Source organism: Kitasatospora sp. NPDC057595 (assembly GCF_042800875.1).
GTDB lineage: Bacteria > Actinomycetota > Actinomycetes > Streptomycetales > Streptomycetaceae > Kitasatospora.
On sequence record NZ_JBHVGL010000012.1, the window covers coordinates 57,039 to 70,784 of the forward strand.

General features: G+C 75.1%; 13 protein-coding genes. 6 read left to right on the forward strand and 7 right to left on the reverse strand.

Annotated features, from left to right (window positions below):
• The first annotated feature begins 52 nt into the window (after window positions 1–52).
• Together ACFU9E_RS19365 and ACFU9E_RS19370 are read left to right on the forward strand one after the other, a co-directional pair.
• Window positions 53–1,363 carry a helix-turn-helix domain-containing protein gene (locus ACFU9E_RS19365; protein WP_380689502.1) on the forward strand — a complete coding sequence of 437 codons (1,311 nt, stop codon included), beginning with the start codon at window positions 53–55 and terminating at the stop codon, window positions 1,361–1,363.
• A 191-nt stretch (window positions 1,364–1,554) separates the two neighbouring features.
• Window positions 1,555–1,893, forward strand: coding sequence for a hypothetical protein (locus tag ACFU9E_RS19370; protein ID WP_380689500.1), 339 nt, complete (start codon window positions 1,555–1,557; stop codon window positions 1,891–1,893).
• 81 nt (window positions 1,894–1,974) lie between these two features.
• Here ACFU9E_RS19370 and ACFU9E_RS19375 read toward each other — a convergent pair whose 3' ends face one another.
• Entirely contained in the window at window positions 1,975–2,547 is a 573-nt protein-coding gene (locus ACFU9E_RS19375; RefSeq protein WP_380687447.1) for a DinB family protein, read from the reverse strand.
• A gap of 81 nt (window positions 2,548–2,628) precedes the next feature.
• Window positions 2,629–3,063, reverse strand: coding sequence for a GNAT family N-acetyltransferase (locus tag ACFU9E_RS19380; protein ID WP_380687449.1), 435 nt, complete (start codon window positions 3,061–3,063; stop codon window positions 2,629–2,631).
• A gap of 142 nt (window positions 3,064–3,205) precedes the next feature.
• Between ACFU9E_RS19380 and ACFU9E_RS19385 the strand changes: the two genes are divergently transcribed.
• On the forward strand, window positions 3,206–4,009 hold the full coding sequence (locus ACFU9E_RS19385) for a phosphotransferase enzyme family protein (protein WP_380687451.1): 804 nt from the start codon (window positions 3,206–3,208) through the stop codon (window positions 4,007–4,009).
• Between the two features lie 13 nt (window positions 4,010–4,022).
• Here ACFU9E_RS19385 and ACFU9E_RS19390 read toward each other — a convergent pair whose 3' ends face one another.
• Window positions 4,023–4,874 carry an S-methyl-5'-thioadenosine phosphorylase gene (locus tag ACFU9E_RS19390; protein ID WP_380687453.1) on the reverse strand — a complete coding sequence of 284 codons (852 nt, stop codon included), beginning with the start codon at window positions 4,872–4,874 and terminating at the stop codon, window positions 4,023–4,025.
• A gap of 116 nt (window positions 4,875–4,990) precedes the next feature.
• On the opposite strand from ACFU9E_RS19390, the gene ACFU9E_RS19395 reads away from it, so the two are divergent.
• A complete protein-coding gene (locus ACFU9E_RS19395; RefSeq protein ID WP_380687455.1) occupies window positions 4,991–6,085 on the forward strand; it encodes a hypothetical protein in 1,095 nt (364 codons plus the stop codon).
• A gap of 95 nt (window positions 6,086–6,180) precedes the next feature.
• On the forward strand, window positions 6,181–6,519 hold the full coding sequence (locus tag ACFU9E_RS19400; RefSeq protein ID WP_380687457.1) for a hypothetical protein: 339 nt from the start codon (window positions 6,181–6,183) through the stop codon (window positions 6,517–6,519).
• Window positions 6,520–6,526: 7 nt separating this feature from the next.
• Here the strand turns inward: ACFU9E_RS19400 and ACFU9E_RS19405 are convergent, their stop codons facing one another.
• Window positions 6,527–7,546 (reverse strand): hypothetical protein, encoded by a 1,020-nt coding sequence (locus ACFU9E_RS19405; protein WP_380687458.1) that lies wholly within the window; start codon window positions 7,544–7,546, stop codon window positions 6,527–6,529.
• A 327-nt stretch (window positions 7,547–7,873) separates the two neighbouring features.
• On the opposite strand from ACFU9E_RS19405, the gene ACFU9E_RS19410 reads away from it, so the two are divergent.
• On the forward strand, window positions 7,874–11,074 hold the full coding sequence (locus ACFU9E_RS19410) for a BTAD domain-containing putative transcriptional regulator (RefSeq protein ID WP_380715193.1): 3,201 nt from the start codon (window positions 7,874–7,876) through the stop codon (window positions 11,072–11,074).
• A gap of 116 nt (window positions 11,075–11,190) precedes the next feature.
• On the opposite strand, the gene ACFU9E_RS19415 is transcribed toward ACFU9E_RS19410, so the two are convergent.
• The 3 genes from ACFU9E_RS19415 to ACFU9E_RS19425 all read right to left on the reverse strand — a co-directional run bounded on the left by ACFU9E_RS19415 (window position 11,191) and on the right by ACFU9E_RS19425 (window position 13,746).
• Window positions 11,191–11,406, reverse strand: coding sequence for a hypothetical protein (locus tag ACFU9E_RS19415; RefSeq protein ID WP_380689884.1), 216 nt, complete (start codon window positions 11,404–11,406; stop codon window positions 11,191–11,193).
• Between the two features lie 162 nt (window positions 11,407–11,568).
• A complete protein-coding gene (ddaH, locus tag ACFU9E_RS19420) occupies window positions 11,569–12,381 on the reverse strand; it encodes a dimethylargininase (RefSeq protein ID WP_380688327.1) in 813 nt (270 codons plus the stop codon).
• A gap of 60 nt (window positions 12,382–12,441) precedes the next feature.
• Entirely contained in the window at window positions 12,442–13,746 is a 1,305-nt protein-coding gene (locus ACFU9E_RS19425; RefSeq protein WP_380688329.1) for an MFS transporter, read from the reverse strand.

The following is a 13,746-nucleotide window of genomic DNA, read 5'->3' on the forward strand; positions in this document are numbered from 1 at the left end:
CGCCTCATACGCAGCGCTACCGTGGTGGCTCCGCCGGGCTCGGGGAGGGGTCGTGTCGCGGACCACGGAGGTCGACGTCCCGGCGGTCCTGCGCGCCGCTCGGGCGGTGAAGCAGGCGACGCTGGCCGAGGTGGGCGCCCACGCCGGGTACTCGCCTTCCGCGATGTCCCGCATCCTCAACGGCCGGATGACGGTCGGCGACGTCGCGCTGCGGCGCATCGCCGAGTTCCTGGAGATCCCGCCGCAGCAGCTTGGTCTGGGCGTCGACACCGCTCCAACTTCGCCTTCGCGGCCGGTGGTTGCCGCTAGGGTGACGGCAAGTCGAGAGTGGGAGGACGAAGTGCGACGCAGAAGCTTCCTGGCGCTGGGCGCCGCTGGCATCAGCACCGTCGCCGCAGGCACCGGGCCGGCCGAAGCCGCACCCGTCCCCACGGCACCGGGCGGCGATCCGCTGGAACAGGCGCTCTTCAGCCCCACCCAGCGCGTGCGCCTGCCCGACCTCGCGTCGGCCCTGGCCCGGGCCCGGGCCGACTTCCGCGCCGCCCGCTACGACCGACTGCGCACCACCATGCCCGCTCTTCTGGCCGGTGCCGAAGCGGAACGGGACGCGACGAGCGGGCTGCGCCGGGAGCGGGCGAACGCCGCCCTGGCCCGCGCCCACGTCATCGCCACCGAGGTGGCCGTCAAGGGCGACGCGGAGTACGCCTGGGTCACCGCCGACCGCGCGCTCACCGCCGCCCGCGCCTGCGGCTCCCCCGTCGCGGTCGGGGAGGCAGCCCGGGTGCTGGCGATCACCATGCGCCGCTCCGGCCGGATCGCCTCCGCCGTCCACCTGCTCACCGCCACCGCCGCCGACCTCGGCGACCGATCCGCCGACGCCCTGGCGGTGCGCACCTCCCTGCTGCTGACGGCCGCCTACACCGCCGCCACCGGCGGCACCGCGAGCGCGGCCTACTCCCTCATCGAGGAGGCACAGGAGACTGCGGGCCGCGTCCCGCCCGGCCTGGCCGGGGAACTGTTCACCGTCGAGGCGACGGCGGAGCAGTGCGCGCTCTACCGCATCGGCATCGCCACAGCCCTGGGCGATCCCGACGCCGGTGTCCGGCACGCCTTCGGCCTCGACCCGGCGCGGCTGCCGACCACGGAGCGCCGGGCCCGCTACTACACCGACACCGCCCGCATGTGGGACGCCCTCGGTGAGGGCCGGCGGACCTACGAGTCGCTCCTGGCGATGGAACGGGTCGCGCCCGAGGAAGTACGCCGTCCGTCCGTACGGGCGATCACCGCCCGTCTCGTTCACTCCCCGACCCGCCTGTCCGGCCTGCGTCCCTTCGCCGCCCGCACCGGAGCGTTCGCCGGCTGAATCCTGGCGCCCGCCCCGGACGGGCGGGGTCAGGCCGCCTCGGGGGCTTTTGCATGCTCATGCAAAAGCCTGGTCGACGCGCTTCCGGCAGTCGATCGTTGAGCCACGGCTTCGATCACGGCCCGGCCGCACCGGCGGCGGGGCGAGCACTCGAGGTGCCATCGGTGCAGGCTCACAAGGGGAGAACGATCATGGAGACTCGCAGGAAGCTCGCCGCGGCGGCCCTGACCGCCGGCGTCCTGGCCGGAGGGCTCGCGACGGCGGTGCCGGCCAGTGCCATCGACCAGGTGTCGTGTCCCACCAGGGGGATCACGATCTACTACAGCAACGGCAACAAGTCCTACTGCTACGCCGGCACCCCGGGCTACGGGTACGCCAACATCCAGGGCGTCACCAAGGTCACGTCCGGCGTGAACAACGGGCAGGTCAGGATCGAGAACGCCAACGGGTCCACCACCTACCTGGGCTTCGGGGCCGGCGCCAACATCCCGCTGGGCAACGTCTGGGTGACCGGGGTCTGGATCATCTGACCCGACCCGCGCCAAGAACAGGGGGCGGGCGCCGCACGTCGCGGCGTCCGCCCCCTCCGGCTGTCCCGGCCCGTCCTCCTGCTACTGGCCGACGCGGCCGTCGACGCACTCGCGCAGCAGGTCGGCGTGGCCGCAGTGGCGGGCGTACTCGTCGACGATGTGCACCATCAACTCGCGGACGGCGATCCGCTCCCGGCCCAGGCGCGCGCCGAGGTCGGCGGAGTGCCGGGCCAGGGTGGCGTCCAGGGCGGTCTGCTCGCGCTCCAGGTCCGCGAACGCGGCGTCCACCACGGCCTGCTCGGCGACGGCGCCGTCGAAGTCGGCGTCGCGCGGGCCGTACAGCTTGGGCAGCGGCTCGCCGTCGGTGATCCAGTTGTGCCAGTCGCGCTCCACCTCGGCGAGGTGGCGGACCAGGCCGAGCAGCGACATCGTCGACGGCGGCACCGAGCGGCGCGCCAGCTGTTCGGCGTCCAGGCCCTGGCACTTGAGGCGCAGGGTGAGGCGGTAGTTCTTGATGCAGTCGAGCAGGACGGCCAGTTCGCCGTCCGGGCCGGGGCCTTCCAGGGAACGCGGGTCGTCGTCCGGGTCCATCCACATGTCGGGGTAGACGGTTGCCTCGGTCCATCGCGCGGGTTGGTCGTTCATGCCGGACATGGTCGTCCGTGGCGGGCGGGGCCGCCACCGGGTTTCCCGGCGGCAGGGGCGGGGCAGCGGGCGGCAGCAGCAGGCCGGGGCTCAGAAAGGGGCGGTCCCGGTGTCGTCGAAGGACCAGACGAGCACCTCCCGCGCCCCCGACTGCGCGATGCCCCCCGCGCAGCGGTACACCGAGCGGGTGGCCGGGTTGTCGGCGTCCGCGACCACCCACATGCCGTGGCAGCCCAGGTCGCGCGCCAGGTCCGCGAGGGCCGTGGTCAGCGCCGGGCCGATGCCGCGCCCGATGAACCGCGCGTCCACGCCCAGCTCGTGCAGGAACATCTCGGTGCCCCGGTCCGGGCGGGTGGTCTCCACCCCGGTGACCAGCGCGGCCGGCGCGTCGTCGACGTAGGCCACGAGCAGGTGGTGGCGGTCGTCCGCGAGGAACCGCGCGGTGGCCTCGGGGAGCGGTGGCGAGTCGAAGAGGTGCCCGGCGGCCTGGACGTCCTCGGCGCGGGTGACGCGGCGGATTTCCATGAGGAAATGCTGACAGAATCCTTGCGCGGGATACAGCGTTCCTTCACATTGCCTGGTCAAGTCCGGCCGCGTTCGTTCCCGTCCGTTCCGGCTCGGCGAAATGCGGGTGCGCCCGTCCGGTTGGAAGCGGTACCGTCCGCGCGTGAACGAAGGAGAGGGCCACGACGAGGAGCGGCTGACCGGCGGGAACGCCACCGCGGCCGTCGTCCGGGTCGGGAACACCGTGCGCCGCCCCGTCGGCCCGTGGACGCCCGCCGTGCACGCGCTGCTGACGCACCTGCACGAGGCCGGCTTCCGGGCCGCGCCGCGACCGCTGGGCATCGACGAACAGGGCCGGGAGGTCCTGGAGTTCATGCCGGGCCGGGTGGTCTGGCCGGACCGCTTCGCCCTGCTGGACCCGGTGGCACGGCTGACCCGGGTGGCCCGGCTGATCAGGGAGTTCCACGACGCCGTAGCCGGCTTCGCACCGCCGGCCGACGCCCGGTGGCAGGTGCTGATGCGGGACGACTCCGCCGCGGCCGGCGAGATCATCGCCCATCAGGACCTCGCGCCGTGGAACCTGGTGGTCGACGAGGGGCCCGACCGGTGGGCGTTCATCGACTGGGACACGGCCGCGCCCGGTTCCCGGCTCTGGGACCTCGCCTACGCCGCGCACGGGTTCCTGCCGCTGGCCGCGGACCCCGCCTTCCGGCGCGCCGACGCCGCCGGCCGGCTGCGCGCCTTCGTCGACGCCTACGGGCTCGACGAGGGCGAACGGCGGCTGCTGGTCCCGCTGCTGGGGCGGCGCACCCGGGCCATGCACGACTTCCTGCGCGCGCAGGCGGGCCTCGGCGTCCAGCCGTGGACCCGGCTGTGGCAGGAGGGACACGGAGACACCTGGCTGGCGAACACCGGGTACATCGAGCAGCGCGAGGAGCGGTGGCAACGCGCGCTGCTCGACGGGTGAGGAGTGGGACCGGTCACTCCCCCGGCAGGCCGTCCAGGCCCGGCAGGCCGGGGGTGAACCCGTCGAGGGCGTTCCGGCACGGGCAGTCGCGCACGGCCGGCAGGGCCTCCAGCGCCTTGAACAGCACACCGCGCAGCCGGTCGACGTTGCGGCCGAACACCTCCAGCACCTCCGCGTGGGTGACGCCCGCGCCGGTCTCCACGCCCGCGTCCAGATCGGTGACCAGGTTCAACGAGGTGTAGCAGATGGCGAGTTCACGGGCCAGCACGGCCTCCGGGTGACCGGTCATGCCGACCGTCGACCAGCCGTTCGCCGTGAACCAGCGCGACTCGGCCCGGGTGGAGAAGCGCGGGCCCTCGATCACCACCAGCGTGCCGCCGTCCACCGGCTCCCAGTCGGCCCCGCGTGCCGCGTCCAGCACCGCGGCGCGCCCCGCCGGGCAGTACGGGTCCGCCATCGGCGCGTGCACCACGCCCGGCACCGAGCCGTCCGGCAGCGGCACACCGTCGTAGAAGGTCTGCGCCCGGGCGGCGGTGCGGTCCACGAACTGGTCCGGCACCAGCAGCGTCCCCGGCCCGTACTCCGGCCGCAGCCCGCCCACCGCGCACGGCCCCAGCACCTGCCGCACCCCGAGCGCGCGCAGCGCCCAGAGGTTGGCCCGGTAGTCGATCCGGTGCGGCGGGATGGTGTGCGCCCGCCCGTGCCTCGGCAGGAACGCCACCCGCCGGCCGCCCACCTCGCCGAGGAACAGCGAGTCGCTCGGCGGCCCGTACGGCGTCTCGACGGCCACCTCGGTCACGTCGTCGAGCAGCGCGTAAAGCCCCGACCCGCCGATCACCCCGAGTTCCGCCCGGTGGTCCGCCATGCCGCCCGCCTCTCGTCGAAGAAGATCCGGTGCGGGACCCGTCGCAGCAAACGGCTGTGGCGCACCACCGCACTGCCCTACCGTAACGATCCATGGAGCGCGCCGAGGAGGGCCCCGTGGCCGAGCCGGAAGGCACCGGCCCCGCCGGTGGGGACGGGGGACGGCCGACGGGGTCGTCGCGGGTGTTGCGGTACCTGGAGAGCAGCACGAACCTGGCCGGGTCGCTCGGCGGAATGGTGGGTCTCGGTCTCCACTTCGCCGGCGTGGTGTCCGGCGCCCTCTTTCCACTGGTGGTCCTCGCCGGCTACGCGTGGCTGGCGCTCACGTGGAGGTCCTTCCTGAGCCTTCGGGACCGCACGTCCGACGCCTTGGAGAACGAGGTGAACGCCGCCCTGGGCCTGCCGCCGGTCGGCGATGCCGGTCGAGCGCCGCGCGACGCGGGCCCCGTCGCCGAGTACCGCCGTACCGGTCTCGGTCCGGCCAGCGGTCCGGTGGTGGATTCCACGGTCCTTCCCGACAACGTCGTGATCACGAGGGATCCCGAACCACGGCAGAACCCCTCGACGCAGCCGGTCGGCCCCACCAAGGACGCCGAACGGTCCGAACCTCCCGTCAGTCCCCCGGTCCGGCGGGATCCGATCGCCGAGCTGGAGCAGCTGCGGAGCGACAACTCGGCCGTCCTCATCACCAAGTACTACACGCAGGGCTACCTGCAGTCCCAACGGGCCTTCGCGCTGAGCATGAGCAGCGCGGTCGTCGGGTTCGGACTGATGGCCGTCGGTGTCGTGCTCTTCTACCGGGACCCCGACCACCTCGCGCCCGGTACGGTCAGCGCCGTCGCCGGCGTGGTGAGCAACACCGTCAGCGTCCTGTTCTTCCGCCAGGCCGACCGGGCCCGCGACATGATGATCAGCATGATCGACAAGCTGCGGCTGGACCGGGAGCAGGACGCCCGGATGCGGTCCGGCCTGGCCAGCGTCGAGCTGATCGAGTCCGCGGACCTCAAGGACACGCTGCGCTCCTGGGTCGCCCTGGGTCTGCTCGCTCCCCCGTCGTCCGCCGGGCAGGTGCCGGGCCTGCCCGTCCCCGGTGCGAGCGGGATTCCGCCGCTCCCCCTCCCGGGCACCCCCGGGACGCCGACGACCGTCCCGCCGCCGCGGCGGCGCACCGGCGCCCGGCGGGAGCGCCCCGCCGACCCCACGCCGTCGTAGTCGTACCCCGGTTGTAGCTTGGCGGGATGACGATGCAGGGCGTGGGACCGCTGGTGCATGTGTGTGACGGGCCGGGTGGGCTCGTGGTGTGGGGGTTGACGGAGCCCGAACGGTGGGGGGTGGGCGTGCAGGTGATGGTGGAGGCGGGTGAGGACGTCGGGGCGGTGGATCTCGACGGGCTCGGGGAGGTGCTGGAGCACCTGGACGAGGTGGTGGCGGAGGCGCGGCGGTTCGTCTGCGCCGAGTGGGCGGTGACCGAGGAGGAGGCGGCGCTGGACGGACCGGAGGTGGACGTCTACACCGACGGGTGGATGCTGCGGTTCGCGGAGGGGGCGCTGCCGGCCTGCGAGCCCTTCGGGGTGGGCGTGTGGTTCGAGGGGTTGCGGCCGGTGCGGGTGGAGGATCTGAGCGAGGCGGAGGAGATCGCGGACTGACGCGCCGTCACTGCTCCTCGTCCCACTGCTGGAGGGCCGCCAGCGCGGTGGTGCGGTCGGCCGGGCCGAGGAGGTAGTCGGCGACGGGGGTCAGCAGCAGGGTGGCGTGGTCGGGGGCGGGGAGGAGGCGGGCCTCGTCCCAGGTGTGGCGGATGACGGTGCGGCGCAGCAGGGTGCCGTGGCGGGCGGTCAGCCGGGGGGTGGCGGCGGCGTCGCTGCGGCGGCGGTGCTCGGGGGCGAGTTCGGGGGTGAGGGCGGCGCGGACGGCGGCGAGGGTGCCGAGCGGGAGGCGCGGGGCGGCGAGGTCGAGCAGCGCGGCGGCCTCGGGGGCCAGCCGGTAGGCGGCCAGGACGGCGGCGGTCTCGGCGGGTTCGAAGGGCTGGTGGGTGAGACAGGAGAGGTCGAGGAGGGTCAGCGGGTCGGGTCCGGCCCCGGCGGGCGCGTGCAGCCGGGCCTCGGCGAGGGCGATCAGGCACTCGACGTGGTCGTCCGCGACGAGGTAGGGGCGGACCGGCACGGTGGCCTGGTCGCCGGGGAGGGCGGCCGTGGTGAGGTGGACGCGGTACCAGGGGTCGAGCAGCGGGTCCTCGGCGGGCCAGCGGACGGTGACGGCGGTGTGGTGCGGGCGGTCGCCGAGCAGGGTGACGTCGATGGTCTCCACGGGGTGGTCGGTGACCAGCCGCACGACGGCCTGCCAGAGGGCGGCCTCGCCCGGGGCGACCAGGTCCAGGGAGGCCTGGGGCCGGAGCAGGTCGGCCGGGTAGTAGCCGGCCAGCGGGATGCCGTGGATCGCGCGCACGCCGGTGGAGCGGGCGAGGTCGTGGGCGAGGCGGGCGTAGTGGTCGGCGCGGGTGCGGGCGCGGCGCAGCTCGGCGCGGGCGGGCTCGCCCATCCGGACGGCGTCGCGGGCCAGTGCGGAGAGCACCAGGTGGGGCAGGTGGCGGCTGCCGCGGGCGCGGTGGAGCAGTTCGGCCGGCCCGTCGGCCGGGTCGACGTCGAGCAAGTTGTACAGCAAAGCGGTGTTCACGGACGTCCGCCTCCGAAGGTATCGTCATGGCGCCCGACGCCGCCGACGGCCGAGGGCGGGGGCGATCACGACCGGTTACCAGGGGTACCCGGTCGCGGAGGTGAAGGAGGGGCGGACCGGACCGTCTCCGGCGGGCCCCGGCACGGTGATTCTGGCCGGTCGGGTTCAACGTGCGGTCACCACAGGCTCAACGGAGCCTCGACACCGTGCGCGAGCTGGTGGTTAATAACGTCACAGACATCACTGACATGTGCACGAGCGGGGCGGGCACTGTCCTGGGCAGCAGGGGGCAGGATGGGCGATCTCCGTTTTTCCGTACTGGGTCTGATGCGGGCTCACCGCGGCGCGACGGCGCTCAAGGTGGGCAGCCCGCAGCAGCAGGCGATGCTTGCGGTACTGCTCCTGCGACCAGGTCATTCGGCGAGTGCCACGGATCTGATCGCGGCGCTGTGGGGCGAGGAGCCGCCGAGCGCGGCGATGACCACGGTGCGCACGTACGCGTGGCGCTGGCGCAAGGTGCTGGACGCCGTGGAGCCCGCCGGGAGCGGCGGGACCGGTGGGGCCGGGGAGCCGGGCGAGAAGGCGGCGGGCAGCGTCCTGGTCTCGATGGGCGACGGCTACCGGCTGGTGCTGCCCAAGCTGGCGGTGGACGCGGCGCAGGCGGAGGCGCTGGCCGCCGAGGCGGAGCGGACCGCCCGGGCCGAGCCGCTGCGCGCCCGCGACCTGCTCAACCAGGCACTGGAGCTGTGGCAGGGCGAGCCGCTGGCCGGGATTCCCGGACCGTTCGCGGAACGGCACCGGCAGCGGCTGGAGGAGTTGCGGCTGACCCTGCTGGAGGAGCGGATCGGCCTGGACCTGGCGCTGGGCCGCTACTCGCGGTGCATCCCGGAGCTGACCGCGCTCACCACCGAGCACCCGCTGCACGAGCGGGCGTACGGGCTGCTGATGCGGGCGCTGTACCAGGCCGGGCGGCAGGCGGACGCGCTGGCGGTGTTCCGGGGCGTGCGGCAGCTGTTCCTGGCGGAGCTGGGGGTGGCTCCGGGGGCGGAGCTGGAGCAGTTGCACCGGCGGATCCTGGAGGGGGATCCGGCGCTGGCGGCGCCGCAGGCCCCGGGCGCCGGCGCGGCGGCCGGGGCGGCGCCGGTCCCGGCGGCCCCGGCGGCGGCGGAGGGTGTGACCGGTGACCGTGCGGAGGCGGCAGAGGGCGAGGGCGGAACGGCGGCGCCGGGCAGCGGCGCCGACGGGGTCCCGGCGCCCGGCCGGACCGGCCGTCCGTCGGGCGCGCCGCCGAGGCCGGCCCAGCTGCCGCCGGACGCCGCCGACTTCACCGGGCGCACGGCGCCGGTGCGGGTGCTGTGCGAGGCGCTGGCCGCTCCCCCGCAGGACGGCGCCGGCGGCGCGGGCGGGGCGGACGGCGCGGCGGAGCCGTCGCAGGCGCTGGTGGTGGCGACCGTGGTCGGGATGGGCGGGGTCGGCAAGACGGCGCTGGCGCTGCACGTCGCGCACCGCGTCCGGGAGGCCTACCCGGACGGCCAGCTGTACGTGGACCTGCGCGGCTCGGACCCGGTGCCGGCCGATCCGGAGGCGGTGCTCAGCGGCTTCCTGGTGGCGCTCGGGGTCGCGGCGGACGCGGTGCCGGACGGGCTGGAGGCACGCTCGGGGCTGTTCCGCTCGGTGGTGGACGGCCGCCGTCTGCTGCTGGTGCTCGACAACGCCAAGGACGCGGCGCAGATCCGGCCGCTGCTGCCGGGGGCGGTGGGCTGCGCGGTGCTCACCACCGGCCGGACCAGACCGGCCGGACTGCCCGCGACCGTGCAGGTCGACCTGGACGTGTTCCAGCCGCAGGAGGCGCTGGACCTGCTCGGCCGCACGATCGGCGCGCAGCGGCTGGCCGCCGAGCCGGACGCCGCCCGGGAGCTGGTGGTGGCCTGCGGGCACCTGCCGCTGGCGGTGCGGATCGTGGCCGCCCGGCTGGCGGCGCGGCCGGGCTGGACGGTGGAGACGCTCAGCCGCCGGCTGCAGGTGGAGCGGCGGCGGATCGACGAGCTGCGGATCGGCGATCTCGCGGTGGCAGCGGCCTTCGAACTGAGCTACCGCCAGCTGGCGGAGGACCAGGCCAGGGCGTTCCGGCTGGTGGCCTCGGTGGACGGGCCGGACATCGGGCTGCCGGCGGCGGCGGCGCTGCTGGACCTCGACGAGTACGACGCCGAGGACCTGCTGGAGGCGCTGGTGGACGTGGCGATGGTGGAGTCGCCGTTCCCCGGGCGCTACCGGTACCACGACCTGCTGCGGGCGTTCGCGCGCCGACGACCGGCGCGGGACCCGGGGAGCCCCGGTGGGGCGGACGGGCCGAGCGGGGCCGGCGGGGCGAACGGGGAGGCGGACGGCGGGGAGGCGGTGGCGGCCCGGGACCGGCTGCTGGACCACCTGCTGGCCACCGCCTGCACCGCCTTCCAGCACGCCGTGCCGGGCGACCCGGCGGCCGGCGCGCTCGGCCCGGCGCGCTCCCCCGGCGTCCCGCTGCCCGGCCGGGACGCCGCCCGCGAGTGGGCGGCGGTCGAGCGGGCGGGCGCGGTGGCGCTGGCGGCGCAGGTGGCCGCCGACACCGCTGCCGGGCGGGGTCCGGCGCTGCGGGCGGCGATCGACCTGCTGATCGCGCTCACCCCGTTCGTGCTCACCCCGCCGAGCCGTCAGCTCGCCGCGACGGCCGACGCGCTGGCCGAGGCGGCCGCCCGGGACGGCGACGTCCGCGCGGAGGGGCGGGCGCACTTCCTGCGCGGCAACGTCGCCCTGGCCGCGACCCGGCTGGAGGCGGCCGAGGAGGCGTCCCGGCGGGCGGTGGAGGCGGCGCGGGCCGCCGAGGACTCGGTGGTGCTGCGGCAGGCGCTCAACGACCTGGGGCTGATCTGCCAGTTCCTGAGCCGCTACGACGAGGCGGTGGACCACTACGACGAGGCGCTGCTGCTGGCCAACCGGCTGGGGCACCGCTCCGGCGCGCTGGTGACGACGGTGAACGCGGCGCTGGCGCGGGTGCGCAGCGGCCGGGCGGACGAGGCGGTGACGATCTGCCACGAGGTGCTGGCCGAGCTGCGGACCCGGCAGGACGACCCGGGCCGGGCGTACACGCTGTACGTGCTCGGGCTGGCGCTGCACGCGCTGGGGCGGCACGAGGAGGCGGTGACCTGGTTCGGCGAGTGCCTGGCGGTGTCGGTGGCGGCCGGGCTGCGGGACCGGGCCGCGCACGCGCGCTACCGGCTGGCGGACAGTCTGCGCGAGCTGGGCCGGGCGGACGAGGCGCTGGACCACGCGGAGCAGGCGTTGGCGCTCTGCGTGGAGCTGGGGGCGGAGCGGGACCAGGCGCAGGCGCTGGTGGTGCTCGGCTGTGCGCTGGCGGACCTCGGGCGCGGGGCCGAGGCGGGGGCGCGGCTGCGGGAGGCCCACGCGATCTTCCGGCGGCTGGGGCTTCCGGAGGCCGCCGAGGTGGCGGGGCTGCTCGCGGAGCCGGCGTTCGCGCTGGTCGATCCGTGAGCGGGGGTGGATCCGTGAGCGCTGGTCGATCCGTGAGCGGGGGTGGATCCGTGAGCGCTGGTGGTTCGGGTGCGGGCAGAAACGGTTCTGCGCGCGGTTGTTCGGACTGCCGGGGCTCAGGAACCGGTGCTGTTCCAGTCCCCGTGACCGTTGCCGTCGGTCGGGGTCGGGGTGGGGGTCGGCGTGGCGGTGGGGGCGGTGGTGCCGGTGCCGGTCGCGCCGTCCGCCGCCGCGGTGCCGGCCGCGCCGCCGAGGGCGAGCAGGGCGCCGAGGCCGAGGCCCGCGACGGCCAGGCTGATCCGGGCGGTACCGATCGTCGAACGCTTCGCCATGACAGCTCCTCGGGTGTTCTTCCCTGCCGGGAAGGGCTTCCGCCGGGCTCTCCCCGGCTGACGTGAAGAGCATCGCAAGGAGCGTTCAACGGCCGATCGACGCGCGAGCAGCGCGCGTCGATCGGCCGCGTTGATCGGCGTGTTGATCGCCGTCGGCCCAGGTCAGACGGCCTCCCGGATCTCCAGCGTGCAGCACTTCACGCTGCCGCCGCCCTTGAACAGCTCGGACAGGTCCATCCCGATCGGCCGGAAGCCGTGCGCGCGCAGCCGGGCCGCGACCCCGGTGGCCGGCTCCGGGACCACCACGTTCAGCCCGTCGCTGGCCACGTTGAGGCCGAACGCCTCCGCGTCCTCCTCCCCCACCAGCACCGCGTCCGGGAAGAGCCGGCGCAGCACCGCCCGGCTGCCGGCCGAGAACGCGCCCGGGTAGTACATGATCTGATCGCCGTCGAGCACGCTGAGCGCGGTGTCGAGGTGGTAGAAGCGCGGGTCCACCAGGTCCAGCCCGACCACCGGGCGGCCGAGGAACTCCTGCGCCTCGGCGTGCCCGGCGGAGACGCTGCGGAAGCCGCGCCCGGCCAGCAGGTAGCGGTCGGTCAGCAGCAGGTCGCCCTCGCCCTCGTTGACGTGCACCGGGTCGAGCGTGGTGAAGCCGTGCGCCCGGAACCACTCCAGGTACGCCGGGCCCTCGGCGGCCCGCTCGGCGTTGCGGAACCGGGCGCCGAGCACCCGGCCGTCGACGACGGTGGCGCCGTTCGCCGCGTAGACCATGTCGGGCAGGCCGGGCAGCGGGTCGATCAGGTCGACGCGGTGGCCGAGGTCGACGTACAGCTCGTACAGGCGCTCCCACTGGGCCAGCGCGAGGGCGGTGTCGACCGGCTTGGCCGGGTCCATCCACGGGTTGATCGCGTAGCTGACCTCGAAGTGGGTCGGACGGCACATCAGGTAGCGGCGGGGGCGGGCGGTGCGGGTCATGGCGGGCTCCGGGAGGGTGAGAGGGTGGGTGGAGCTGCGGGGCTCGGGAGGCAACGGGGCTCAGGCGTGGGCCGGGCGCTCGGGGAAGTCCCGCATGGCGCGCAGCGGGCTGCTCAGCAGCACGGCGCCGGCGGAGAGCAGCACGCTCGCCATGATCCAGATGGTGGTCCGGGCGCCGAGCACCTCGCCCAGCCAGCCGCCGAGCAGGGCGCCGACCGGGATGGCGCTGAAGTTGACGGTGGAGGCGCTGGCCCGGATCCGGCCGATCATCGCGGGCGGGCAGTAGGCCTGGTAGAAGCTGCCGGCGATGACGTTGCCGGCGATCACCCCGCAGACCGCGACCGACCAGGCGACCGCGCTCACCGCGAGCGGCAGCCGCGCGCCGGCCATCGGCAGCAGCAGGATGAACGGGGCGGCGACCAGCTCGCAGAGCAGCAGCCCGCGGGCGGTACCGAAGCGGCGGGCGATCCGCCCGGCCAGGGCCGCGCCGGCCAGGCCGCCGACCGAGACCACCGCGAAGACGGCGCCGACACCGCCGGGCGACACCCCGACGCTGCGGACCAGGAAGACCGTCTGCACCGCCTGGATGCCGTTGAGGCCGAGGTTGCCGACGGCCGCGAAGGAGGCGAGGGTGCGCAGGTAGGGGTCGTGGACCAGGAAGCGCACGCCCTCGCCGATCTCGCGCAGGATGCCGCGCCGCTCGGACTTGGCCGGCGGGGTCTCCTCGGCCCGGATGGTGCCCAGGCAGAACGCCGACACCAGGTAGGTGACCGCGTCGGCGAGCAGTCCGCTGGCCGCGCCGAACACCTGGGAGAGCAGGCCCGCCAGACCGGGCCCGGCGATCTCCGCCGCGGAGTCCCCGGAGCGCAGCTTGACGTTGGCCTCCAACAGGTCCGGCTTGGCGACCAGGGACGGCAGCACGGCGCTGTACGCGGTGGAGAAGAACACCTTCACCGCGCCGGCCAGCAGCGCGACCACGATCAGCTGGGCCATCGTCAGGGCGTCGAACCAGCCCGCCACCGGCACGCTGCCGAACAGCAGGAGCAGCAGCAGGTCGCAGACCAGCATGACCTTCAGCCGGGGCCAGCGGTCCACCCAGGCTCCGGCCAGCAGGCCGAGGAACAGCCACGGCACCCAGGCGGAGGCGGTGAGCACGCCGACCATGAACGGCGAGGCGTCCAGGGTGACCACCGCCACCAGGGCGAGGGCGACGTTGCCGACGGCGGTGCCGAGACCGCTGGTGGTCTCACCGATCCAGAGCTTGCGGAAGTTCCCCTGGGCCCACAGGCCCCAGCGGCCGCGGGGCGGCCGGTCGGCCACCGCGGGCGGCTGGACCGCGGTCTCGGTCGTGGTGCTCGTGGTCAT

Bases quoted from the DNA above. Each gene is read 5' to 3' on its own strand.
- ACFU9E_RS19415 (WP_380689884.1), bottom strand. From the start codon at position 11,406: ATGGCGAAGCGTTCGACGATCGGTACCGCCCGGATCAGCCTGGCCGTC.
- ACFU9E_RS19410 (WP_380715193.1), top strand. From the start codon at position 7,874: ATGCGGGCTCACCGCGGCGCGACGGCGCTCAAGGTGGGCAGCCCGCAG.
- ACFU9E_RS19390 (WP_380687453.1), bottom strand. From the start codon at position 4,874: ATGGCGGACCACCGGGCGGAACTCGGGGTGATCGGCGGGTCGGGGCTT.
- ACFU9E_RS19370 (WP_380689500.1), top strand. From the start codon at position 1,555: ATGGAGACTCGCAGGAAGCTCGCCGCGGCGGCCCTGACCGCCGGCGTC.
- ACFU9E_RS19425 (WP_380688329.1), bottom strand. From the start codon at position 13,746: ATGACCACGAGCACCACGACCGAGACCGCGGTCCAGCCGCCCGCGGTG.
- ACFU9E_RS19380 (WP_380687449.1), bottom strand. From the start codon at position 3,063: ATGGAAATCCGCCGCGTCACCCGCGCCGAGGACGTCCAGGCCGCCGGG.
- ACFU9E_RS19375 (WP_380687447.1), bottom strand. From the start codon at position 2,547: ATGTCCGGCATGAACGACCAACCCGCGCGATGGACCGAGGCAACCGTC.
- ddaH (WP_380688327.1), bottom strand. From the start codon at position 12,381: ATGACCCGCACCGCCCGCCCCCGCCGCTACCTGATGTGCCGTCCGACC.